A 23,030-nucleotide genomic window follows, 5' to 3' on the forward strand; every position below is an offset into this window, starting at 1 on the left:
GATGCTTCTGTTTGAAGGATCTTTCGGGAGGTGTGTATGCCCGGTGGCAATTCAGCCGCCCCGGGCTTCGATGGGCGGCGCCCGCTCCACGGAACGCGTCATCGTCTGCCGCCGCCGTATGCTGCTCACGTGGGAGTGGTGCGGGGGCGAGACAGTCAGGAACCGGCGTTCGACGCATGGCGGTCGGTTCCCCGGGCGGCGCAGCCGGTGCTGCGGGAGCTGGTGATCCGAGGACCGCAGTCGCGCACGGCGCTCGCCCGCAGGCTGGGGCTGTCGCCCGGGAGCATGACCCGGCTGGCAAAGCCGCTCGTGGAAACCGGGCTGGTGGTAGAGCGCGCCGTTGCCCACGACCCGGTCCACGGTCGGCCCACCCGCCCCCTGGAAGTGGTGGCCGAGGGACTGCACTTCCTCGGTTTCAAGATCACGTCCGCCGGTGTGTACGGAGTCATCACCGACCTGCGAGCCCGTGTGGTGGCCCGGGAGAGTGCGCCCCTGAGGGACTTCTCCCCGGCCACCGTGATCGCGCAGATCGGCGAGCTGGCGGACACCCTCGCCGCCCCCCGCGGCAGGCCGCCAGTGGCCGCCGGCCTCGCCCTGGGCGGTGACGGCTACGCACCGACGCCGGTCGGCGAGAGCGAACTGCTCGACTCGGGACTCCTGGGCTGGGAGCAGGTGCCGCTGCGGCGTCTGGCGAGCGAGCGCCTCGGCATCTCCTGCGTGCTGGAGAACGATGTCACCGCCCTCGCCCACCTGCAGTGGTTCGGGAACGCCGACGACACCCCCGACTTCGCACTGCTCAGCATCGGCGACGGCGTCGGGTACGCCCTCACCATCCACGGCCGACCCGTGCGGATCACCGAGGCGGACATCGGCCTGTTCGGCCACCAGCGCCTCGCGCAGGACGGACCGCTGTGCCCCGCCGGGCACCGCGGCTGCGCGGTCTCCTACATCACCACACGCGCGGTGGTGATGGCGGCGGCACAGGGGCTGGGACGCTTCCCCGCCTACGAGGAGGTTCTCGACCTCGCGGCTGCCGGAGACCCCGTCTGCTCCCAGGCCGTACGGCAAGCGGCATGGGCGCTGGGCGTACTGATCGCCAACATCTCCGCCAGCACCATGGTCAAGAGCGTGACCCTCGCCGGGGAGTCCGCAGGCATCGCCGACGCGGCCCGGGCGGACCTGGAAAGCGGCATCACTGCCCGACGCGGGAGCCCCGAGGGCATCACCATCACCGTCATGCAGCACGACTTCCACGAATGGGCCCGCGGCGCAGCCGTGGTCGCCATCAGTGATCACGTCTCAGCCCTCTAGACGCCGTCCGAGCGGCCCCGACCCTGCCCTTCCACAACGGCGGCACCGAGGGCATGTACGCAAAGACCAAGCGGATCATGCGGCAGATGCATGTACGAGCCGGGTTCACCCTGCTCCGTCACCGATGTTGAAGCGCGTCGGCTGAAGAGGGCGGTGATCCGGGTGAGCGCGCTGGGCTTGTCCTCTACGAGGACCGACAACGTGTGTGTGCTCCTGAGCCGTCGCTCTCCCACCTCGGAGCCATGTCCCGGGCGATCTTGATGTCGTCGTTGCTGGTCCCGGCGACGACCATGGGCCGGACCATGGCGTCCTCGTGGACCACGAAGTCGACGACCACCGGTACATCGTTGATCTCCATTGCCTTGGCGATCGTGCCGTCCACGCCCTCGGGCCGTGCGCACCGCAGACCGACGCAGCCGTGGGCTTCCGCCAGCTTCAGGCCACTGGCGGACCAGGCCGACCCGATGAAAGGAGACAAGGAGCACGCCGGGACGTCGACGCTCGCGCTGCACCTGCACTTGCTCCCGTCCGCGTTCGTGCACGGCTTCTCTGAACTACGAGCTGGTGACACGATCATGGCTGGGTTCGTTCGAGGTGTCGCCGGCAGACGAGGCCGCGGGCGAAGGAGATGAAGGCGTCGTGGAGTTCGGTGCGGCGGCGCCGGGTACTTTTCCTGGCTCGGCGATCCCGCGTGGTTCACGCGGGCATTGGCCTTTTTCGGTTGACCGGGTCGAGCAGCAGCTTCGCGGCCACCGTCGCCCCGTTGGTGCGGATCGTGTCGGCCACGGCGGCCGCTCGTGCACGGGTCTCGGGTGTCAGGGCCGCCCTCAGCGCGGCCGACAGGGACTCGAAGGCCGGAGTTGGACTGTCGTGTGCCGCGCCGATGCCCAACTCGGCCACCCGGCCGGCCCAGTACGGCTGATCCGCCAGTTGGGGGACCACTACCTGGGGGGCGCCGGCTCGGGCGGCCGTGGTCGTCGTACCCGCGCCGCCATGGTGCACGACAGCGGCCACCCGGCCGAACAGCGCCTGATGGTTGACCTCGCCGACGGCGAAGCAGTCCTCCTGTCCGTCGATCAGCGCCAGGTCCGCCCAGCCGCGCCCGATGACGACGCGGTGGCCCTGCGCACGGACCGCCTCGATGGCCACCTGGGCGACGTCCGCCGAGGCGTGCATCGGCATGCTGCCGAAGCCCACGTACACCGGTGGCGCGTCGGCGTCCAGGAACGCCACCAACTCGGCAGGGAGCGGGCGTTCGTCCGGCAGGGTCCACGCGCCGGTCTGCACGACGTCGAGGTCGGGTGTCTTCTGCCACGGGTCCAGGATCGGGTCCGTCGCCAGCCATGGCTGGTCGCCGATGACGTAGTCGCGGACGTGCTTCACCGGAGGCAGGCCGGCCGCCGCACGGTTCGTGTTGAGCGCCTCGCCGAACAGCGCGTCGATACTCTGGGCGTCCAGCTCCCACAGCACTCGGTTGTCGGTCACCTCCGGCGGGAACGGCCGCCCCGCATACGCCAGTGGCCGACGGTGCGGCGCCGGCAGGGTGAGCTGCTGGAAGGTCACGGACACGGACCGGATGCCCAGCATCTCGGCCACCGACAGCGCACCGGCCGCGGCCGGCATCATCCCCGTCGCCACCAGCACGTCGCATCCCTCGGCCGCCGCGGTGACCGTGTCGAACTGGGCGGCGATCACCTCGGCCGCGCGCTGCGGCAGGCCGGACGCCGGCGGGGCCTCCTTCGTCCACGCCCGCGCCGACCGGCTGACGGGCACCAGCGGCACGCCCACACCGCCCAACCGCCGCGCGAAGTCCTCGTCCGGCGGCGCGCACACCCGTACCTCCGCGCCGAGTTCCTGCAACCGCACCGCGAGTCCCACCAGCGGTTCGATGTCCCCGCGCGACCCATACGTCGACAACAACACACGCACTTGCGACCCGTTTCCGTAGGCAGATTCTGGTTTTGACCGGCGATTCTGCGTCACGCCGGGGGTCTTGCCGCAAGCCCCCCGGTGCGCTATAAGTTGAGCATGGCGAGGAGTGCGTAATCTCCTTGCCTTTGCCTTTGGCCGTCCGCCGTGGACGGACGACCTCCTGCGAAGCGGCGGCCCGCCGCGTACGGCGGTGCCGTCGGCCCAGAGGGATCTCCGACGAGTTGTGCACTCCGCGGGCGTGAGCCCGAAGACGTCGGTGCGGCTGGTCGTCGGAGGCCGTCATATCTTTCGTGGCGGTCTGCCGACGGAGTCGGCGGGTCGTTTCGTGTTCTGGGCCTGATGGCGGGCGTGTCGGTGGTCCGGCTGTTGTGTGGGGTGGGCGCCGGGTTCCACTGCTCCGGTGGGCGTGGTGCTGCTCGTAGGGGCGGGGAGATGTGCTGGTCAGCCGGGGCTGGGTAGTAGGGCGAGCCGGTCGAGGGCGGTGGTGATCACATCGGTCCAGGGCCAGTGGCCGGCGAGGCGGAGGATGCGGCGGCGGCCGGTGGTGATGAGCTGGGCGGCGGCGGTGGACAGGCGGAGCCGCAGATGGCGGGGCTCCCAGCGCCCGGCGGTACCGGTCAGGGCGAGCATGGGCATCCAGGCCAGCGGGTCGAGGGCGATCTGGGCGATCGGGATGATCTCCCGCCACACCGTGTTCTGGGCGGTGTCGTGCACAGGCCGGTGGCCCGGGTCCGGTCCTCGGCCCTCGGGCGCAGACGGTGGCGAAGCTCCAGCCCGGCCATCCGCAGAGTCGGCTACCTGCTCGACGCGCTGCCCTGCTTGACCGTCAACCTGGGCAAAGCACCGGAAGAGCTGCTGGAGAGGTTGTTCGAGCTCACCCAGCTCACCATCCAGCTCCACGAGGACAGCGACGATGTCAGCCGGTCCATCACCCTGCCGACGGACTGCCTGTCCGGGACCGCCGACATGGCAGAGCGGATCGACGACACCACCATGCCCAAGCCCGCACGCATCGCTCCCGGGGTTCAGACCGGGAGCGGATGTCGTGCAGGCTGTCGGTACCCCCAACGGGATTCGAACCCGCGCTACCGCCTTGAAAGGGCGGCGTCCTGGGCCACTAGACGATGGGGGCAGGTGAGAACGGCAGTAGCATATGGGATCGCACGGGGGATCACCAAAACCGTTTCGCCAGCGGACAATGGCTGTGTGCTGGAGATGACGCGTGAGGATTTCGAGGGACTGGTCAGTGAGGCGCTGGACCGCATCCCGCCCGAGCTGACCCGGCTGATGGACAACGTCGCCGTGTTCGTCGAGGACGAGCCGCCCCCCGAGGACCCGGAGCTGCTCGGCCTCTACGAGGGAACGCCGCTGACCGAGCGCGGCGAGTGGTACGCCGGGGTGCTGCCGGACCGGATCTCCGTCTACATGGGGCCCACGCTGCGCCTGTGCAGGCGCGAGGGCGGGGACCGCGAGCTGGTGGTGGAGGAGGTGGAGATCACAGTCGTGCACGAGATCGCCCACCATTTCGGCATCGACGACGAACGGCTGCACGCGCTCGGCTACGGGTGAGCCGTTTCCGTTCGTTCCTGTCCGGTCTGTTTCGGTCCGGTGCGGTCCGTGTCCTCCGTCCGGGTGCGGGAGTTGAGTCACGCGGAAGTGCCCGCCCCGCCCCCGTTCCGGAGGACTCCGCCCGTGCGCCGCGTTCGCAGCCGCCCCCGCCGCCTCGCCAGGACCGCCGCCCTCGCCACCGCCCTCGCCGCGGCCCTCGCCGCGGTCGGTGGCTGCCTGACCGTGGAGCCGGAGGACCGCCCGGGGAGGCCGGCGCCTTCGGCGGCGGCCTCCCCGGGCGAGGAGCGCCCCGGTGGGGCGGGCGGCGGGGAGGCGGCGGAGCGCGCCGTCCCGGGCGAGGAGCCCGCCGGGGCGCCGGGCGCCCCACCGGCCGAGGCCCCGGACGCCGAGGCGTCGCCCGAGCCCCCGCGGCCGGAGCCGTCGGCGTCCGCCCCCGGCGACGCGGGGCCGCCCGAGCCGCAGCCCGCGCCGGAGCCCGGCCCCGAGCCCGCGCCCGAGCCGGCTCCGGCGCCGCCGCCCTCGGAGTCCACGCCCAGCGAGCCGCCACCGCCCTCGCCGAGCCCGGAGCCGGAGCCCTCGGCGCCCGCGCCGGAAGGCGGGGGATGAGCCGTTTGCATGGGAGCCCACACGGTGCGTATGCTTGTAGATCGTTTGATCCCACTTGCCCGGCGCCCAGAAGCAGCGCGCCGTGTGGCGCGTTCCTCGTCTAGCCGTGGCTGATCGCATCCAGGCGGTCAACAGCACCTACGGAGCTAAGGCGCGTGCCGACCACCTGACTCCGGAAGGTTCTTACTACGCATGTCCGTCTCGACGCCCGAGGCAATTCTTCCCCTGGACGAGCCCACGACCACCTTCGCCGACCTCGGCCTGCCGCAGAACGTGGTGAGCAAGCTCGCCGAGAACGGGGTGACCACCCCGTTCCCCATCCAGACAGCCACCATCCCGGACGCGCTCGCCGGCCGCGACATCCTCGGCCGGGGCCGCACCGGCTCCGGCAAGACGCTGAGCTTCGGCCTGCCCGTGCTGGCCCGCCTGACCGGCGCCCGCACCGCGCCCAAGCGCCCGCGCGCCGTGATCCTCACCCCGACCCGCGAGCTGGCCATGCAGGTTTCCGACGCGCTGGAGCCCTACGGCCACGTGCTCGGTCTGCGGCTGAAGGTCGTCTGCGGCGGCACGTCCATGGGCAACCAGATCTACGCCCTCGAACGTGGCGTCGACATCCTGGTGGCCACCCCCGGCCGCCTGCGCGACGTCATCGGCCGCGGCGCCTGCTCCCTCGAGGATGTCGAGGTCGCGGTGCTCGACGAGGCCGACCAGATGGCCGACCTGGGCTTCCTGCCCGAGGTCACCGAGCTGCTCGACCAGGTGCCGCCCGGTGGGCAGCGGATGCTGTTCTCCGCGACGCTCGAGCACGAGATCGACACGCTCGTGAAGCGCTACCTGGTGGAGCCCGTCAGCCACGAGGTCGACGCGGCGCAGGGCGCGGTCACCACCATGTCCCACCACGTGCTGGTCGTGAAGCCGCGGGACAAGGCGCCGCTGACCGCCGCCATCGCCGGGCGCGACGGCCGCACCATCGTCTTCGTGCGCACCCAGCTCGGTGCCGACCGCGTCGCCGGGCAGCTGCGCGACGCGGGCGTGCGCGCGGACGCGCTGCACGGCGGCATGACGCAGGGGGCCCGCACCCGCACGCTCGCGGACTTCAAGGACGGCCGCGTCGCCGTCCTGGTCGCCACCGATGTCGCGGCCCGCGGCATCCACGTGGACGACATCGACATCGTGCTGAACGTGGACCCGGCCGCCGACCACAAGGACTACCTGCACCGTTCCGGCCGCACGGCGCGGGCGGGCCGTTCCGGCACGGTCGTCTCGCTGGCGCTGCCGCACCAGCGGCGCACGATCTTCCGGCTGATGGAGGACGCGGGCGTGAACGCCTCGCGGCACATCATCGGCCGCGGCGACCTCTTCGACGAGGACGTGGCCGGCATCATCGGCGCCCGGTCCCTGACCGAGGTCCAGGCCGAGTCGGCGATGGGCGCCGTCACGCACGCCGAGCGCGAGGTGGCCCGCCTCACCCGCGAGCTGGACAAGGCGCGCGAGCGGGCCACGGAGCTGCGCGACGAGGCGGAACGGCTCACCGGCCGCGCCGCCAGGGAGCGCGGGGAGGACCCGGCCGAGGCCATCGCACAGGCCGCCGAGGCGCGCCGGCAGGCGCTGGCCGAGGCGGAGCGCGAGGCCGAGCGCGAAGCGGCCCGCGAGGCGCGCCGCGCCGAGAAGGCGGTGCGTGCGGAGACGGGCCGCCAGAACGACGAGCACGGCAACCGCAGGCCCGGTGGCGGGTTCCGGCGTGACGAGCGTCGGCCGTTCCCGCGGCGTGACGACCGCGGTGGTGAGGGCTTCCGGCGCAACGGTGAGGACAACCGCCGCGGTGGCGGGTTCCGGCGTGACGAGCGTCGGCCGTTCCCGCGGCGTGACGACCGCGGTGGTGAGGGCTTCCGGCGCAACGGTGAGGACAACCGCCGTGGCGGCGAGTTCCGCCGGGACGACCGTCCCACCTCGTACGAGCGGCGGGACGACCGTCCTTCGTCGTACGACCGCCGGGCCGACAAGCCCCGCTGGAAGCGCGACAGCTGATCCGACGCCGTGGCACGGCCGGGCCCCGGAGGCGCACAATGCCTTCGAGGCCCGGCCGTGCGCCGGGCTATGCTGCTCGGTGCGGGCCGTTAGCTCAATTGGCAGAGCAGAGGACTTTTAATCCTTTGGTTGTGGGTTCGAGTCCCACACGGCCTACCGTCAAGACCCCCGGTCGTACGCATCACGGCCGGGGGTGACTGCTGTCTGCGCGCGAGGGTGTCCTCGCGCGTGCCGGTCTCCCGATCGTCAGACCGCCGTGCACCGTTCACCGTCCACCGTTCCTGTCCCGTGGCGCGGACAGTGCTGCCTTCGTGGCGGTGGCATGATCCGGAAGGTCTCCGATAATTTTCGGAGATGCTGGCCCGGAATGCGATCTTCAGGGTGGCGCTTCCCTTGGGGTGGCCGGGTTCAATCGGCCGGTCATGGGCAGTGAACAGGTCTGATGCCTTCCGGGGGAAATCCCGGCGGGGGCAGAGCTTCCGGAATCATTGCGGGAACTGTTGACAACTCCGGGAGCCGGACCAACACTTCTGCCATCGACAGACCTGCACCGCTGTCGATCCGGGTCACTCGCCAGAAGACCTGGTCCTCCGGTCGTCGTTTCCGCGACGACCGTTCAACCGCCGCAGCGCTGGACGACGCTGACGTGCGGTCGGCTTCACCCCCCACCGACAGGCCCACCGGGTCTCGTCGCGCTGCCTGGCCTCCCGCCAGCCTTCACGAGGAGGAAGCATGGACATGGACAACGCCCCCGCCCGGGCGGTCAGCCGCAGGACATTCATCGGTGCCGGCGCCCTGGCGCTGGGCGCAACCGCGGTGGTACTGCCCGGCACCGCTCACGCCCAGACCATCAACCAGAACCAGACGGGCACCCACAACGGGTACTACTACTCGTTCTGGACCGACGCCCAGGGCACGGTCTCCATGACCCTGGGGTCCGGCGGCAACTACAGCACTTCGTGGCGCAACACCGGAAACTTCGTCTGCGGCAAGGGCTGGAGCAACGGTGGACGCAGAAACGTGAACTACTCCGGCAGCTTCAACCCGTCCGGCAACGGCTACCTGTGCCTCTACGGGTGGACGTCCAACCCCCTGGTGGAGTACTACGTCGTCGACAGCTGGGGCAACTACCGGCCCACGGGAACGCACCGGGGCACCGTCAACAGCGACGGCGGCACGTACGACATCTACCACACGATGCGGTACAACGCCCCGTCCGTCGAAGGCACCAAGACGTTCCCCCAGTTCTGGAGCGTCCGGCAGTCGAAGCGGACCGGCGGCACCATCACCACCGGCAACCACTTCGACGCGTGGGGCCGTGCGGGGATGAATCTGGGGAACTTCAGCTACTACATGATCCTCGCGACGGAGGGGTATCAGAGCAGCGGAAACTCCAACCTCTCGGTGAGCGGGTAACTTTCCGTTCCCTGTCGGTGGCGGGCCGCGGCCCGCCACCGACAGGGAACACCGCACCTGTGGCGCGGCGGCCCGTGGCCGCCGCGCCACACTGCTGCCCGGACACCACGCCTAGAGCGCGAGCCGGCCGATGAGCAGGGCCACGGCCGTGACCGTGCCGCCGCAGGCGGCGCCGCCGCGGAGGAGGGCGGCCCAGGGCGAGGTGCCGTCGAGGAGGGACAGGCCGGTGGCGATGACGGCGGCCAGCAGGCCGAGCGACAGGCAGACGGCGGTCGCGAGCAGCCGCGCGCCGGGCGCGTGCGGCGTCTGCGCGGTGGTGAGCGTCACACAGAGGATGCCGAGAACAGTCAGCGGAACGAGCAGGATCACGACGGCGAGGAGCAGCAGCGGTCCGGCGTGCGCCGGGGGGCCGGGGCGGCGGGGCGGGGCGGGAATGTGGCGGTCCATGCCCGGATTCGACCGTGCGCGGTTGGTGCGGGACCAGCGGCGGGTGCCGAAGGGGAGACGAACGCGCAGGTGGGCGGCTCGAATTCGGTTGCGCGACTCGGCGCGACTCGGCGGAACGTGGGTGCCGGTGCGGCCGTTCGGGGCAGGATGGTGCGGGTGACGGGGCGCGTCAGGAGCAGACGGCAGGAGTTCCACCTCGCCTGGGAGCAGGTTCTGGAACGGTCCGGGGTGCGCACCCCGGGGGACTGGACCCGGCTGGGCGGGGAGCGGGCCGCGGCGCGCCGCCCGGCGCCCGTTCCGGCGTCGACGGTGCTGAGCTGGCGCAGTGATCCGGGCCGGGTGCCGCGGAGTTGGCCGACGCTGGAGCGGGCCCTGCGCACCGCGGCCCTCGCCTGGCCGACGGTGCTGACCCGGGCCGAGCTGGACACCTGGCACGAACGGTGGCGCGCCGCCGACGCGGAGCGGCGCGCGGAGGCCGCCGTTCCGGCGGCGCGGCCCGCGGCCGGGGGCCCCGGCGGCGCCGCCGGGCCGGCCGGGCCCGCCGGCGCCGCGGCGTACCGGCAACTGTGCCGCTGGGCACGGCGGTTCCGCGACGACCTGGACGTCGTCGACTCCGAGAGGACCCGACCGGGTGCCGCCGTTCCGCCCGCGCAGCTCAGCGGCGGGCTGTACGTGCGGCGGGCCCTCCAGGACCGGGTCCTCCAGGCGCTCGACGCCGCACCGTCCGCCGCGGTGCTGGTCACCGGCGAGGCCGGGCATGGCAAGAGCAGCCTGCTGTGGGGCCTGGCCGGGGACCTGGACGCGCAGCCGCGGGCTGAGCCGTTCCTGGTGAACGGCGCGTGGCTGCTGCACCCGGGCGGGGGACAGGCCGGGGGTCCGGGCGGCGGGCCGGGCGGGCCGCTGCTGGACCAGGAGACGATCGTCGCCGGGGCCGCGCATGCCCTGTCGCTGGCCCGCGCCCCGGTCGTGCTGCTCGACACCGCGGACCTGCTGCTGCACGACGACCGGCACGAGATGGCGTTGCTCGACCTGTGCGAGGACCTGGACGCGGCCGGGGTGCGCCTGGTCGTGACCTGCCGGCCCGAGGAGGCGCAGCGGCTGCGGCGCGGCTTCGCGCGGATGGCGCTCGGCCCGTACGACGATGCGGAGATTCCGGCGGCGATCCGCGGCCACGCGGACCACTACTGCCCCGACGCGGCGCCGCGCGACGACGCGGTGCGGGTGCGGCGGCTGATGGAGCCGGTGGCCCGCGGGCTGCCGGTGCGCGAGGTGTGCCGCAGCCCGCTCCACCTGCGGCTGCTGTTCGAACTGGCCAGGGACGACGGGGCGTTCCCCAGCGCCGAGATCGACGTGACCGGCCTGTACCGCCGCTACTGGGACCACCGGGTCGTCACCGACCGCCGCCTGCACGGCCGTCAGGACGCCGGCGGCGCGCGGGACGCGGACGCGGCCGGTGACCTCTCCGAGGTCACCGGCGCGGCGGCCGTGGCGCTGATGTCCGCGGGCCGCACCGAGCTGGGGCGCGAGGAACTGCTCGACCGGATCGCCGCGCTCGGCGGCGCGGGCGCGGGCGCCGGCGTGGGGCCCGCCGCGGGCGCCGCCGCGGCGGGCCTCGACCGGCTCGTCGCCCGCGGTGTGCTGGCCGGTGGCGCTTCGGGCGGCCTGCGGTTCTTCCACCAGACGATGTTCGAGTACGCCGCGGCCCGCGGACTGCTGCGCGGGGCCGGGCGCGGCGCGGTGGACCTGCTGCACCGCTGGGTCGAGGAACATCCGCGGGACTTCTTCGTCGGCGCGATCCTGGAACAGTTGCTGATGCTGTGCGCCGCCCTCGGCCGCCACCGGGCGGCCGTGCGGACCGCGCTGGAACGGATGGCCGCGCTGCCGGACGCCGTCGTCCTGCACGGCATCGCCGTCGCCGTCGCCGCCCAGCACCCGGCGGTGGGCGTGCCCGTCGGCGGGCTGCTGCGCACCGCCCCGCACGCCATCGCCCGCCGGTACGCCGTGCTGGCGCCCACGGTCGGGAACGCGGACGTCGGCGCCCTGCTGCCGCGGCTGCGCGGACTGTGGGAGCGGCGGGAGGCCAGTATCCAGAGCGCGGTGCTCGAAGCGCTCGAACGGCTGGCCGCACAGAACCCGTTCGCGGTGCACGCCGCTCTGGCGGAGTGGCAGTGCGTGCGGGAGATCACCGAACGCCGCGCGCCGGGCGCCGGGGTGGAGGTGCTGCCCCGCCTGCTGGTCCTGACCGCACCGGCGGACCCGGCGGCGGCGCGTTCCGGACTGCTGACCGTGCTCGCGTTCGCCCTCGCGGACAACCTGTCCGAACTGGCCTGCGCCGTCCTGACCCGCTGGGCGCGGCAGTGGGAGCTGCTGGGCTCGGCCGCGACCGCCGCCGACGTCGCCGCGCGGGTGGCGCGGGCGCAGCGGGCGTCCGGGCTGCGGGACGCCGAGCCGGTCCGGACCGCGCTCGGGCGGGTGCTGGCCGCGTCGTGGCGTGCGGACCTCGGGCTGCCGGGGGAAGGCCCCGGTGCCGCGCCCGGCTGGCCGGGGCACCTGGCGGCGGTCGTGGCCGCTCTTGAGGCCGACGACCAGGACACCCGCGCGAACGCCGGGCTCATCGCCGTTGCGCTGGTCCTGGCGGAGCTGCCGCCCGGCCACTGGGCCATCGAGGCAACGCTCGACACCTGCCTGACCATGACGGGACCCGCGGCGCCGTTCACGCTCCAGCGGGGCGCGTTTCCGCTGCTGCTGCGGGCGGACTGCCCCGCGGCCGACGCGCTCGTGCGCCGGCTCGGCCGGCTCACGCGCGGGCTGCCGGCGGCCCAGAACCGGCCCGCGGAAGCGCCGGAGCGCTGGGCGGCCGTTGCGCGCAACGTGCTCGCCCAGCCCTCCGTGCCCCCGGCGCGGGTCCGCCAGGCCCTCGAACACGCCGGGCGGCGTATCGACCCCGCGCTGTGGCTGCGCCCGGACGGCCTGGCCGCCGTGCTGCTGCCCGCCGCGGCCGGCGGCCTGCCCGCGGCGCGGCGCGCCGTCGCGCGGGCCGCGTCGGCGCCGCCGGACGCCCGCGGCTTCATCCGCAGGTCGCTGCACCGCGCCCTCACCTACGGGCTGCCCGGTGGACTGCCAGGCGCCGGCGCGTGGGCGGGCACGCTGGTGGACCTGGCTCTCGCCGACGCGGACACCGTGCTGCTCGAAGCGCTGGTCACGGGCCGGGCGAAGAAGCACGCGGACGCGCTGCCGCCGCCCGTGCACCGGCAGGTGCTCGCGGAGCTGACGGCGCGCGCCGCGGCGCTGCTCGCGATGATCTCCGCGGAGCTGGACCGGGACAGCGGCACGGTCTTCCGGCGGGCCCTGACGCTGTGGGACCGCCTGGTGGAGGCGCGGGTGCTCGACCCGCCGGACGTGGCCGCGCTGACCGGCCGCTACGCGCGGCTGTCGGACCAGAAGTCGCGCGCCGCCCTGCTCGGGCTGCTCGGCACCACGGCGGTGCGCGCCCCGGCGCGCTACCCGGCGGCGCGCGCCTTCCTGGCCGCACTCATCGTCGCGCCCGACGGCGCACTTGTGCCGCTGCGCGGCGGCGCGGAGGGCACGCGCAGCGCGGCGCGGGCGGCGCTGCTGCGCGCCGCGTGCGAGTCGGGGCCGCCCGACGGGGCCACCGAGGACCTGGCGCTTGCGCTGGCCTGCGCGCCGCCGACCGATGCCTGGCTGCTGAGCCGTCTCGGCCAGCTCGTGCGCCGCGTCGCCGCCGACCGCGGTGCTGAGCGGGCAACCGACCTGCTGCTGCGGGTGATCGACCGGGCCACGGCGCTCGACCTGGGCCGCGCCGCCCACAATCACCTGGCCAACGTACTGCGCGGCGCCATGGACAGCGTTCTCGCCCGGCACGCGCCGGCCGCGGAGGCCCGGCTGTGGGAACGGCTGCGGACGCGTTCCCTGCCGGACAAGTACGCGATGCTGCTGGTGTCCTCCGCGGTGCGGAAATCGTTCGACGCCACCCGCCCGGCGTTGGAGGCGCTGCTCACGGACCCCGCCGTCGCGCCGGCCGTCCGGCAGCGCATCAACGACGAACTGGCCGCCCGCTCCCGCGAACGGGCGGCCCACGATCTCACCTGGCTGCTGTCGGCGGCCGCCGCCGCTTCAGCGGCGCCCGCCACGGGGCACCACTGATCCGCGAGTTCCTCCATCGGGGTGTCCGCCAGGCCGTCCGCCAGGCCGTCCGCCAGGTTGTCCGCCGGGACGAACGGCTCGGCGGGGCCGCCCGCCCACGCGATCACGAGCGTTCCGTCGTCGTACCGCTGGGCCAGGCCCGCGGTGTGGGCGTTCGTGCCGCGCATGCAGGTGAGGCTCAGCTGGAAGCCGTCGATCGTGCCCGTGCACCGGTCTGAGGTAGGTGACCTGGCCGGCCAGGTCGTCCCGGCCGATCAGCAGCAGGTTGGCGTCCGGCTCGGTGCCGGACTGCCAGTAGCCTCCGAACTCCGCGTCCTGTTCCTGCGGGCCGCTGCCCTCGGACTCCTCCTCGTTGCCGGCGGTGAGCAGCAGCGCCGCCCCGACGGCGGTGGCGACGGGCACGGCGAACCGTGCGGATCTGGGGAGTTGTGTTGACGGTTCTATCGGCGGGTCGGGGCCGGAGTGAGACAGTCGGGTTCGCTCCCGTTCGCTCTGGTTCGCTCCCGCTCGTCAGGTGACGGGCGGCGTCGCGAGGGAGTCGAGCCAGCGGCGGACGACGGCCCGGATGCTCTCCGGCGTCGTGGTGTCCGGCCACATCGCGGCCTGGAACGAGAGTCCCTCCGTCAGCGCGCGGAACTCGGCGACCAGCGTCTCGTGATCGTGGCCGGGGGCGACCTGGCCGTGGGCGGCGAGCAGCTCGATGCCGGAACGGCACAGCGCCACGACCTCCTGGTTGATCTCCGCGGTGACCTCGCGGTACGTGGGGTCGGTGCGGGCCTGGACCATGAACGCGTAGAACACCTGGATCGACTCGCGCGTCTCCTGGTCCACCGGCAGCAGCGCCCAGAGGTGGCGCTCGACGATCTCGCGCGCCGTGCCCTCCTGGGGGATGGCGGCCAGGCGGGCGTTGTCCCGCTCGTTCACCAGGTCGAGCGCGTACAGCCGCAGCTCCTCCTGGCTGGAGAAGTAATGACTGACGGCGCCGAGCGAAAGACCGGCCTCGGCGGCGACGGCGCGCACGGTCGCGCGCTCAAGACCGTCACGCACCACCACGCGCCACAACGCCTCGGCCACCTGGCGGCGGCGTACCGCGGGATCGACGTGACGGGGCACCGGCCCATCATAGGCGGCCCCTCGTAGTGGATCAGTTGTTCTGTTACGCTCAGTGCATGTCGACCTCAACGGTGCCCCTGCGGACGGCCGAGCGCCGCGAGAAGCGGACGCTGCTCGCCTCGGCCCTGACCAACGGCCCTGCGGAGCTGGTGGACTTCCTGCTGCCGCTGTGGGCGGGCATCGCCCTGGGCGTCAGCGCGACCGAGGTGGGCATCCTGGTCGCCCTGGAGATGGCCGTCTCCGTCGTCGTCCGGCCGTTCGCCGGAGTCCTCGCCGACAGCCGCGAACGCCGCCACGTCGCGGCCTCCGGCGCCGCGCTCTACGGGCTGGCCTGCGCCGGATACGCGTTCGCCGACTCCATAGCCGTGGCCTACGGCGCGGCGGCGGTGAGCGGCGTCGGCGGCGCCCTGCTGTGGGTGTCGGTCCGCGCGATCATCGGCGAGCGCCTGGCCGAGGACTCCGGGGTGTACCCGCGGCTGATGGCGGCCAGGGAGAACGGCTCGTGGATCGCGTTCGTCGCCGGCCTCACCCTGCTCGGCGCCCTCGACTTCCGCGGCCTCTTCCTGGGCTGTGCGGCCGCCTGCTTCGTCGCCGCCGCGCTGCTGATGCGCAGCCCGCGCCGCGACCCCGCTCCGCCCGGGGCCGGGTCCGGGGCCGGGGACCGTGTCGGGCCCGGGGGCTTCGGTGGCTTCGGTGGCCTCGGTCGCCGGCTGCGCCCGATGCTGCTCGCCGTCGCGTTCACCATGACCGCGGAAGCGGCGGTCGCGATGCTCCTGCTGCTGCACCTCCAGCGCGGATTCGACCTCGAAGTCGTCGAGACCGCCTTCGTGTTCCTGCCCGGCGCGATCGTGATGGGCGTGCTCCCGGAGTATCTGCACGGCTTCGTGGTGCGCTTCGGCCGGACGCTGGTTCTGGCCCTGGCGTCCGTCGCGAGCGCCGTGTTCGCGCTGAGCCTCGCGTGGGCGCCCAACCCGTACGTCATCGCGGGGCTTTGGGTCCTCAGCGGCGTCGCGTGGGCGGCGGTGATGCCGGTGCAGGAGGCCGTCGTCGCGGAGGCGTCCGGCGAGCGGATCGGGCGGGGCATGGGGCTCTACGAGGCTGCGGCGCTGGTCGGCGGCGCGGTGGGCACGCTCGCGGCCGGCGTTCTGTACGACACCAGCTCATGGACGACGGCGTGCGTCGTGTGTGCCGCGGTGATCCTGGCGGGCGCGGCCATCGTCCCGCTGTCCGTCCGCGCACTCGGCGTCCAGAATCATCCGCCGCCCGCGCCCGCGCCCGCGCCCGCCCCTGCCCCCGCGCCCGCCCCTGCCCCCGCGCCCGCCCCCGCCGTCGTGCCCGCTCCTGCCCCCGTTCCCGCCGAGGCCGGGCGGCCGTTGGTGTGGCGTGCCGTTGTGGAGATCGGGAAGCACGGTGCCGTGTTCGTGCCCGTCCAGGTGGTGCTCGTGCTGATCGGCGCCTCCTGGCTGGTCGAGCTGGGCACCGGGGACACCTGGGACGTCCTGCTGTCGGGCGGCGCCCCCGAAGACGTCGACGGCGTGCGCGCCTTCTGCTACGGCACCGGGCGGATATGGGTCTTCGTCTTCCTCATCGACGCGGTGTGGCGGCTGGTCGCCGCCGTCGGCGCCTGGTTGCGCGCCGGGCCCGGCGGGTCACCCCGCTGACGGCCCGCCGGGGCGGCGGCCGAGCGCGGCCAGGGTTTCCCCGAGCTGGCCCAGCGGGTCGCCGCCGACCGGGCGCAGGACCGCGGTGGCGGCCCCGGCTTCCCACAGCTCTCGGACCCGGGACGCCGCGGTCGCGGGGCCGCCGGTCGCGAGGAACACGTCATCCGGCGGGATGCCGAGCCAGTGCGCCGTCTCCCCCGCGATGTCGTGCAGCGGGTCGGTGAGGGACAGGTGGGTGAGCACGACGAGTTCGTGCGGGCGGTCGGGGGCTATGTGCCCGAGCGCGGCGCGTACCGCGGCCGGGCCGTGGCCTTCGGACAGCACCGTGCCGTCCGCGACGCGCCCCGACAGCGCGAGCGAGCGCGGGCGCACCACGCCCGCGACGACTGGCGGCGGCTGCGCCGGGGCGTGCACCAGGCGCACGCCGTCGATGCGCACCGCGCGGCCGTCGATGTGCGCGGTCTCGCCGGCCAGCAGGGTCCGCACGGCGGTGATCGTCTCGCCGAGCAGCGACAGCCGCTCGGGCGTAGCCGCGCCCACGCGGGACATCCAGTCGGCCACGCCGTGGCCGACCCCGGCGATCAGCCGCCCGGGGAACACGCGGGAGAGCGCCGCCAGTTCCATGGCGAGCAGCGCCGGGTTGCGCAGCGGGGCCGGCGCGATGCCGATGCCGACGCGCAGCCGTTCGGTGGCGGCCAGGGCGAGCGCGGCCGAGGACATGGCGCCCGCCCAGCCCAGGTCCTCCACCAGCCACAAGTCCTCGGCGCCCGCCGCCTCCGCGCCCGCGGCGAAGGCGGCGAGGTCTTCCGGCCGTTGGTCCCGGTCGAACATCACGCCGACGCGCTTCCCCGCCGTTCCCTGCACGGTCATGCCTTTCACCCCAGGTTTTCCGAAACGGGTCTTTCCCGCGGCGGGGGCTTACCCGGACCCGCGCACGGCACGCACGGAAAGACAGGAAAACCGATGTGACGATGCGCACAAGCGACCGGGCATTTAGCGATTTACCTTTTCTTGGGATACGGCTTGCGTGCATCCGGCCGGGACCGAGGACGTCCCGCCAGGTCAGCGGGCTTCCGGAGGCGTCCGTTCGGCATGCGGACCAGCGGGGTCGCGCCCGCGCGCGGGTGCCGCCGTCACGCGGTCCGCGCCGTTCGTTTCGCCGGCTTTTTCCTTCCGAAGCCGAGGGAATTCCCGGCCGCGTTCGGCAGGTTGTCGCCCCATGGTTGCCGGAACGGCCGGCCCCGCTCGCCGGCATTTCCCGCGGCGTCCATGCCGAACGGGCCGGTGCGATCGGTCCGATCGGGTATACCGAGAGGCGTTGCCGGCCGAGCCCGACCGCCTCGGCCGCCAGGAAGGGGAACTGCCGCATGACCGAGTCACGACGGACGCCGCCCGTCCCTCCGGGATCCCGGGCGCCACGAGCGCCCCGCATACCTGCCCCGCCGGGGCACGCCGAGCGGGCCGCGCTGCTCGACCTGGCCGTGGCCGCCGCCCGCGCGGGCGGCGTCGAGCTGGTCCACCGGGCCGGCCACGCCACCGGCATCGCGTTCAAGTCGACCGCGACCGATCCGGTCAGCGACGCCGACCGGGCGGGCGAGGCCGCGGTGGTGGGGCTGCTGAGCACGGAGCGGCCCGAGGACGGATTCCTGGGTGAGGAGGGCACCGACCGCGCCGGGACCTCGGGTTTCCGCTGGGTGATCGACCCGCTGGACGGCACCGTCAACTACCTGTACGGCATTCCGCACACGGCCGTCAGCGTGGCCTGTGAACAGCGCTCCGGCGAAAGCTGGCACGCCGTCGTGGGAGTCGTGCACGACCCGGCGCGCGGCGAGACGTTCACCGCCGCCCTGGGACAGGGCGCCTGTCTGAACGGCCGCCCGCTGTGGGTGAACGACCCGGTCGACCCGGCTTCCGCGCTCGTCGCCACCGGGTTCGCCTACTCCTCCGGCGCGCGCGCCCGCCAGGGTGCCGCCGCCGCGGCGCTGCTGCCGCGGGTGCGGGACCTGCGCTGTGGGGGCAGCGCCGCGCTCGACCTGTGCTGGGTGGCGGCGGGGCGGTGCGACGCCTACTACGAGGACGAGCTGGGCCGCTGGGACTGGGCGGCCGGCGCCCTGATCGCGGCGGAGGCGGGCGCGGTCGTGACCCCGCTCGGCAACGGGGTCGCCGCCGCGGGGCCGACCCTGCACCCCGAGCTGACCGGCCTGCTCGCCCCGCCCGCAGCGCCGGCCTGACCCCGCCGGGCCCCCGTCCCCCGGCTGTCCCCCGGCTGTCCCCCGACGGCCGGGGGGCGCTCAGGGGCGGGCGGCCCACTCGGCGCGGGTCAGGGCGTACTCGACGTCCCCGTGTTCCGCGCCCTCGACGTATTCGGGCCAGTCCTCGAAGAAGGTCCGCACCAGCACGAGGCCGGCCTTCTCCAGCACGCGCCGCGAGCCGGTGTTCACGGTCATCGTCGTCGCGACGAGGCGGTCGGCGCCCAGTTCCGCGAAGGCGTGCGCGACCATCGCCCGCGCGCCCTCGGTGGCATATCCGCGCCCCCAGGCGGCGGGCCGCAGCCGGTAGCCCAGCTCCGTTCCGCCGCCCGCAACGCCCCGCGTCACCGCGGGGCGCAGCGCGAACCAGCCGACGAACGCACCGCCCGCCCGTTCCTCGGCCGCGAAGCAGCCGTGGCCCGCCGGCAGCTCGCGGTATTCGCGCAGCAGCGCGGGCAGCGTCTCCCGGGCGACGACATCGGGCGGCACCGGGCGGCCGTCGTCGATGTGGCGCATGACGGCGGGGTCACCGTGCAGCGCGGCCAGGGCGTCGGCGTCCGCCGGAGTGAGGCGGCGCAGCCGCAGGCGCGCCGTTCCGGCGGGTGCGCCGGTGGCGTAGGCCGGCGCGTTCCGGTCGGCTGGGTTCGTCGGCATCGGCGAAGACTAGTGCCCGTCAGACGCGCAGCCGTACGAGGGCTTGTACCGGGGCGTGGTCGGAGGGGTAACGGCCGCGGTGCCGGTAGGTGTTGATGGCCGCCGCCCGGACCTCGACGTGCTGGTTCGCCAGCACCCAGTCGATGCGCTGACCGCCCTCCACCGGGTCCTGGTAGTTGGGGAACGTGCCCCAGGCGGGCGTCAGGCGGTCGCCGGAGAGCCAGGTGTCCGAGAGAGCGCCGTCGGCGGTGAGGATGCGGTAGGACTCGGAGTCCCCGGCGGGCGTGTTGAAGTCGCCGGTCAGGAGAACGGGCAGCGCCGGGTCGAAACCGGCGATGCGGTCGCGGATGAGCGCGGCGCTCCGCTGCCTCGACGGCTCCGACCGGTGGTCGAAGTGGGTGTTGACGTGCGTGAACTCGGTGCCCGTGCGGCGGTCGCGGAAGCGCACCCAGGTCGTCATCCGGATCACCGTGTTGCCCCATGAGGCGGAACCGATCACGTTCGGCGTGTCGGAGAGCCAGAAATGGTCGTAGTCGAGCGGTTCGAGGCGGCGGGTGTCGTAGTAGATGGCCATGAACTCGCCCCGGCCGCCGCCCTCGCGGCCGAGGCCGATCCAGTCGTAGTGCTCGGGCAGGTCGCCGCCGACCTGCTTCGCCTGGTGGTACAGCGCCTCCTGCACGCCGAACACCGTCGGCCGCTCCAGCCGCAGGAACCGGGCGAGCACCGGCCTGCGGTCCGCCCAGGAGTCCGGGGTCCCGGGCTCGGCGTTCGCGTCCATGCGGATGTTGAACGCCATGACGTGCAGCCGGTCGCCGCGCGCCGCACCGATCAGCGGCCGTTCGCCGCGCGCGTCCTGGGCGACCGCGCCCTGGGCGACCGCGTCGTTGGCGGCCAGGAGGCCGGACACGCCCGCCGCGCCCGCCGCGCCCGCCGCACCGAGAACCCCTCGTCGTGACACACCCCTCATGATGCTCCTCACCTGTGGTTCCGCTGTCGCAGCGCTCCGGGGCCGCGATCCGACGCGACTGTTCCGGCCACCGGTGAGGCCCACGCGTCCTGGCGCCGAACAGCAGCCGAACTCCCGTCGGTCCGTCGGTCCGTCGGTCTGCCAGCCCGTCGGTCCGCCGGGCTTCGGTCGAACGCAGGTTCGTTGCCGCACGGCACCGGTCCGTTCAGCCCAAGATCGACTCGCCGCCCGGGCGGAGCGGCGGGAGATTGGGACGGTGCAGACATCAGCACCGCCGTGGTGGGCCAGGGCACGGGTACTGGCCTGGCTGCCCGCGGTGCTCATCGCCGTCGGAACGTTCCTGGACCTCGCGAGCCCGCCGCACGTGACGCTGACGCCGTTCTACGTCGCCGCGCCGCTGCTGGCCGCGCCCGTGCTGCCGCTATGGGCCACGACCGCCTACGGCGTGCTGGCCACGGGCACCGTGGCGGCCCAGATGCACTTGCGGACGGAGCCGGGCCTCGGCGAGTCCGCGATCAAGGTCGTGACCGTCGCGCTGATTTCGTTCCTCGCCGTCGCGATCAACCGCATCGTCGCCCGCAGGGACCAGCGGGTCGCCACGGCGCGCGGCGTGGCCGAGGCGGTGCAGCGGGCCGTCGTGCCGGAGCCGCCGGCGCGCGTCGGCGCGCTGCGGGTGGCGGCGCGGTACCGGGCGGCGCAGCGGGACACGCTGATCGGCGGTGATCTGTACGCCGTCCGCGAGACGCCGTACGGCGTGCGGATGCTGGTGGGCGACGTGCGTGGCAAGGGTCTAGCGGCGACCGAGGCCGTTGCGGTGCTGCTCGGCGCGTTCCGCGAGGCCGCCGAGTGCGAGCCGCAGCTGGCCGAGGTGTGCGACCGGCTGGAGACCGCGCTGGTGCGCGAGCAGCGCGCCCGCCGCACGCTCGACCCGGTCGAGGGCTTCGCGACGGCCGTTCTGGTGGAGGTACCGCCCGAGCCGCCGCTGCGGGTCCGCCTCATCAACCGCGGGCATCCGCCGCCGGTGGTGATGGGCCCCGGCGGCTGCGCCCACTACCTGACGACCGAGCCCGCGCTGCCGCTTGGCCTCGGCAATCTCGCGCCGGCGCCCGAACGGCCGCGCACCGCCCGTTTCCCCGCGGGCAGCCGCCTCCTGCTCTATACGGACGGCGTCAGCGAGGCCAGGAACGCCGCCGGCGCCTTCTACGACCCGGTCGCCGGGCTCGACGGCCAGACGCTCACGGACCCGGCGGCACTCCTCGATCTGCTCGTCGACGGGGTCGTGGCCCACACCGGCGGCGCGCTGAACGACGACATGGCGCTGCTCGCCGTGACCCACCTGCCCCGGCACGACCCGGCATGACCCCGCCCGACCCGGCCCGCCCCGACCCGACCCGCCCCGGCGCAAGTCACCGTGGGTGAGCGAGAGGCGGCGCTGCGCATAACAATTGACGCACCGTCAGATATGATGTGCGGCTCTGCGGTGCGAAATTATGCCCGATTTGCAGGACTTGAAGGGTTTAGGTCCTGGTCGGGGCGACCGTTTATTTCCCGTAGCCACTTGGAATCTGGCGGGGGCGTCTATTAACGTTCGATAACGCAGCGCGGCCGTCACCGCCGTCGCAAGAGATGGCACCGCGCTCCGTCGCCGAATCCGGCGTGTGGGAAACAACTGCACCTAAGGAACCGGGGAACCACCACTTGGGGTGAATCGGGAAGCCGGCAGCCACCCGCGGCCGGCCGCTCGTAGGAGACCTTCCTGCTCCGAACCCGTCAGCTAACCCGGTAGGCGAGAGGAAGGAAAGGAGAGCGCCTCCGTGGCGTCGAACCGGCATGCCTCCTTCGAGGGCACCCTCGAGGACACGCACCAGGACACGTACGGCCCGCAGGGCGTGCCCGGCTCGCCCGGCCCGTACCCGGCGTACTTCGGCCCGAAGGGCGCAGGCACCGAGTCCTACGGCGAGTGGAACCCCGGCGAGGACACCGTTCGCCCGGTCCGCGGCAGGCACCGGGTTGCCCGCCAGCGCGGCGGCACCATCGCCCGCAGCCGGGCCGTGCTCGGCGTGGGCGTCATCGCCGCGGTCGGCGCGGGCGGCATGGCCACGGCCAACGAGGAAGGCGCGGCCACCGTGCCCGGCATGGACGCCGCGGCCGACAAGGTCGGCACCATTCCCGTCCTGGGCAGCCTGCTCGGCGGCCCCGGCGCCGAAGAGACCACCCCCGCCACGCCGTTCACCAGCGCCGGTATCACCGGCGACGAGGTCGAGGCCGGGCACACCGACGCGGGCGAGGCGCTGCGCGCCCGCATCCTCCAGCAGGCCGATCAGGCCGAGGCCGGCGCCGACGCGCAGGCCAGGACGGCCGCCGTCCAGGCCGCCGAGGCCGGCGCCGCCGAGCGGGCCGCGGAGGCCGCCGAGGCCGAGCGCGCCGCGGAGGAGGAACGGCGCCGCCAGGAAGCGGAGGAACGCCGGCAGCGCGAGGAGGAGGAGCGTCTCCGCCAACTGCGCGCCAGCTACACCCTGCCGCTCTCCGACTACCGCATATCATCACAGTTCGGCCAGAGCGGCGCGATGTGGCAGTCCACGCACACCGGCACGGACTTCTCCGCGAGCACGGGTACCCCCGTGAAGAACGTGCACACCGGCGTCGTTCAGGAAGCCGCCTGGGCCGGCTCCTACGGCTACCGCGTGATCGTCGAGCTGGAGGACGGCACCGAGATCTGGTACTGCCACCTGTCCTCGATGAGCGTCTCCGCCGGCCAGGAAGTCGTCACCGGCGAGTCCGTCGGCCGCGTCGGCTCCACCGGCAACTCCTCGGGCCCGCACCTGCACCTGGAGGTCCTGCCCGACGGCGAGACCGCCATCGACCCGCTGCCCTGGCTGCGCGGCAAGGGCCTCTCGATCTGACGCCGAGCCT

General features: G+C 73.8%; 16 protein-coding genes, 2 tRNA genes, 3 pseudogenes and 1 riboswitch. Of the genes and pseudogenes, 11 read left to right on the forward strand and 10 right to left on the reverse strand.

Annotated elements, in window-relative coordinates:
- Nucleotides 1–129: 129 nt before the first annotated feature.
- Nucleotides 130–1,311 (forward strand): ROK family transcriptional regulator, encoded by a 1,182-nt coding sequence (locus tag STBA_RS20140; RefSeq protein ID WP_171987747.1) that lies wholly within the window; start codon nucleotides 130–132, stop codon nucleotides 1,309–1,311.
- 134 nt (nucleotides 1,312–1,445) lie between these two features.
- Here STBA_RS20140 and STBA_RS39530 read toward each other — a convergent pair.
- The 5 genes and pseudogenes from STBA_RS39530 to STBA_RS20165 form a co-directional block, all read right to left on the reverse strand.
- Nucleotides 1,446–1,511, reverse strand: a pseudogene (locus STBA_RS39530) (acetolactate synthase small subunit); the annotation flags it as partial.
- Nucleotides 1,496–1,750 (reverse strand): annotated as a pseudogene (locus STBA_RS20145) (hypothetical protein); the annotation flags it as partial. The pseudogenes STBA_RS20145 and STBA_RS39530, both read right to left, overlap by 16 nt.
- 257 nt (nucleotides 1,751–2,007) lie before the next feature.
- A complete protein-coding gene (locus tag STBA_RS20150) occupies nucleotides 2,008–3,234 on the reverse strand; it encodes a glycosyltransferase (protein ID WP_216356037.1) in 1,227 nt (408 codons plus the stop codon).
- 450 nt (nucleotides 3,235–3,684) lie between these two features.
- A pseudogene (locus STBA_RS20155) lies at nucleotides 3,685–4,025 on the reverse strand (transposase); the annotation flags it as partial.
- 277 nt (nucleotides 4,026–4,302) lie between these two features.
- A tRNA-Glu gene (locus tag STBA_RS20165) sits at nucleotides 4,303–4,375 on the reverse strand.
- A 74-nt stretch (nucleotides 4,376–4,449) separates the two neighbouring features.
- On the opposite strand from STBA_RS20165, the gene STBA_RS20170 reads away from it, so the two are divergent.
- The 5 genes from STBA_RS20170 (at nucleotide 4,450) to STBA_RS20190 (ending at nucleotide 8,862) form a co-directional block, all read left to right on the forward strand.
- Nucleotides 4,450–4,812: a metallopeptidase family protein gene (locus STBA_RS20170; RefSeq protein WP_216355947.1), complete on the forward strand. Its 363-nt coding sequence runs from the start codon at nucleotides 4,450–4,452 to the stop codon at nucleotides 4,810–4,812.
- 123 nt (nucleotides 4,813–4,935) lie between these two features.
- Nucleotides 4,936–5,418 (forward strand): hypothetical protein, encoded by a 483-nt coding sequence (locus STBA_RS20175; RefSeq protein ID WP_077060596.1) that lies wholly within the window; start codon nucleotides 4,936–4,938, stop codon nucleotides 5,416–5,418.
- Between the two features lie 192 nt (nucleotides 5,419–5,610).
- Nucleotides 5,611–7,446, forward strand: a complete 1,836-nt coding sequence (locus tag STBA_RS20180) for a DEAD/DEAH box helicase (RefSeq protein ID WP_077060597.1) — start codon at nucleotides 5,611–5,613, stop codon at nucleotides 7,444–7,446.
- An 83-nt stretch (nucleotides 7,447–7,529) separates the two neighbouring features.
- Nucleotides 7,530–7,602 (forward strand) — tRNA-Lys (locus tag STBA_RS20185).
- 576 nt (nucleotides 7,603–8,178) lie between these two features.
- A complete protein-coding gene (locus STBA_RS20190) occupies nucleotides 8,179–8,862 on the forward strand; it encodes a glycoside hydrolase family 11 protein (RefSeq protein WP_077060598.1) in 684 nt (227 codons plus the stop codon).
- A 111-nt stretch (nucleotides 8,863–8,973) separates the two neighbouring features.
- Here the strand turns inward: STBA_RS20190 and STBA_RS20195 are convergent, their stop codons facing one another.
- The gene (locus STBA_RS20195; protein ID WP_077060599.1) at nucleotides 8,974–9,309 is read right to left on the reverse strand and encodes a hypothetical protein; all 336 of its coding nucleotides are present in this window, start codon (nucleotides 9,307–9,309) and stop codon (nucleotides 8,974–8,976) included.
- 156 nt (nucleotides 9,310–9,465) lie between these two features.
- Between STBA_RS20195 and STBA_RS20200 the strand changes: the two genes are divergently transcribed.
- Nucleotides 9,466–13,473, forward strand: a complete 4,008-nt coding sequence (locus STBA_RS20200; protein ID WP_143659541.1) for an ATP-binding protein — start codon at nucleotides 9,466–9,468, stop codon at nucleotides 13,471–13,473.
- Between the two features lie 510 nt (nucleotides 13,474–13,983).
- Here STBA_RS20200 and STBA_RS20210 read toward each other — a convergent pair.
- A complete protein-coding gene (locus STBA_RS20210) occupies nucleotides 13,984–14,586 on the reverse strand; it encodes a TetR family transcriptional regulator C-terminal domain-containing protein (protein ID WP_077060602.1) in 603 nt (200 codons plus the stop codon).
- A gap of 56 nt (nucleotides 14,587–14,642) precedes the next feature.
- Between STBA_RS20210 and STBA_RS20215 the strand changes: the two genes are divergently transcribed.
- The gene (locus STBA_RS20215; RefSeq protein ID WP_077060603.1) at nucleotides 14,643–16,247 is read left to right on the forward strand and encodes an MFS transporter; all 1,605 of its coding nucleotides are present in this window, start codon (nucleotides 14,643–14,645) and stop codon (nucleotides 16,245–16,247) included.
- Here STBA_RS20215 and STBA_RS20220 read toward each other — a convergent pair.
- Entirely contained in the window at nucleotides 16,236–17,117 is an 882-nt protein-coding gene (locus STBA_RS20220; RefSeq protein ID WP_077060604.1) for an LLM class flavin-dependent oxidoreductase, read from the reverse strand. The two genes, STBA_RS20215 and STBA_RS20220, sit on opposite strands and share 12 nt — an antisense overlap.
- A gap of 497 nt (nucleotides 17,118–17,614) precedes the next feature.
- Here STBA_RS20220 and STBA_RS20225 point away from each other — a divergent pair, with 497 nt between their 5' ends.
- Nucleotides 17,615–18,478 (forward strand): inositol monophosphatase family protein, encoded by an 864-nt coding sequence (locus STBA_RS20225; RefSeq protein ID WP_079252050.1) that lies wholly within the window; start codon nucleotides 17,615–17,617, stop codon nucleotides 18,476–18,478.
- A gap of 60 nt (nucleotides 18,479–18,538) precedes the next feature.
- Here the strand turns inward: STBA_RS20225 and STBA_RS20230 are convergent, their stop codons facing one another.
- Both STBA_RS20230 and STBA_RS20235 read right to left on the reverse strand, forming a co-directional pair.
- The gene (locus STBA_RS20230) at nucleotides 18,539–19,150 is read right to left on the reverse strand and encodes a GNAT family N-acetyltransferase (RefSeq protein WP_077060605.1); all 612 of its coding nucleotides are present in this window, start codon (nucleotides 19,148–19,150) and stop codon (nucleotides 18,539–18,541) included.
- 19 nt (nucleotides 19,151–19,169) lie between these two features.
- Entirely contained in the window at nucleotides 19,170–20,108 is a 939-nt protein-coding gene (locus tag STBA_RS20235; protein ID WP_253194860.1) for an endonuclease/exonuclease/phosphatase family protein, read from the reverse strand.
- 265 nt (nucleotides 20,109–20,373) lie between these two features.
- Between STBA_RS20235 and STBA_RS20240 the strand changes: the two genes are divergently transcribed.
- Together STBA_RS20240 and STBA_RS20245 are read left to right on the forward strand one after the other, a co-directional pair.
- On the forward strand, nucleotides 20,374–21,477 hold the full coding sequence (locus STBA_RS20240; RefSeq protein WP_077060607.1) for a PP2C family protein-serine/threonine phosphatase: 1,104 nt from the start codon (nucleotides 20,374–20,376) through the stop codon (nucleotides 21,475–21,477).
- A gap of 273 nt (nucleotides 21,478–21,750) precedes the next feature.
- Nucleotides 21,751–21,920, forward strand: a riboswitch (cyclic di-AMP (ydaO/yuaA leader).
- An 11-nt stretch (nucleotides 21,921–21,931) separates the two neighbouring features.
- Nucleotides 21,932–23,020, forward strand: a complete 1,089-nt coding sequence (locus STBA_RS20245; protein ID WP_253194862.1) for a M23 family metallopeptidase — start codon at nucleotides 21,932–21,934, stop codon at nucleotides 23,018–23,020.
- Nucleotides 23,021–23,030: the final 10 nt, after the last annotated feature.

Source organism: Streptomyces sp. MP131-18, assembly GCF_001984575.1.
Lineage (GTDB): Bacteria > Actinomycetota > Actinomycetes > Streptomycetales > Streptomycetaceae > Streptomyces > Streptomyces johnsoniae.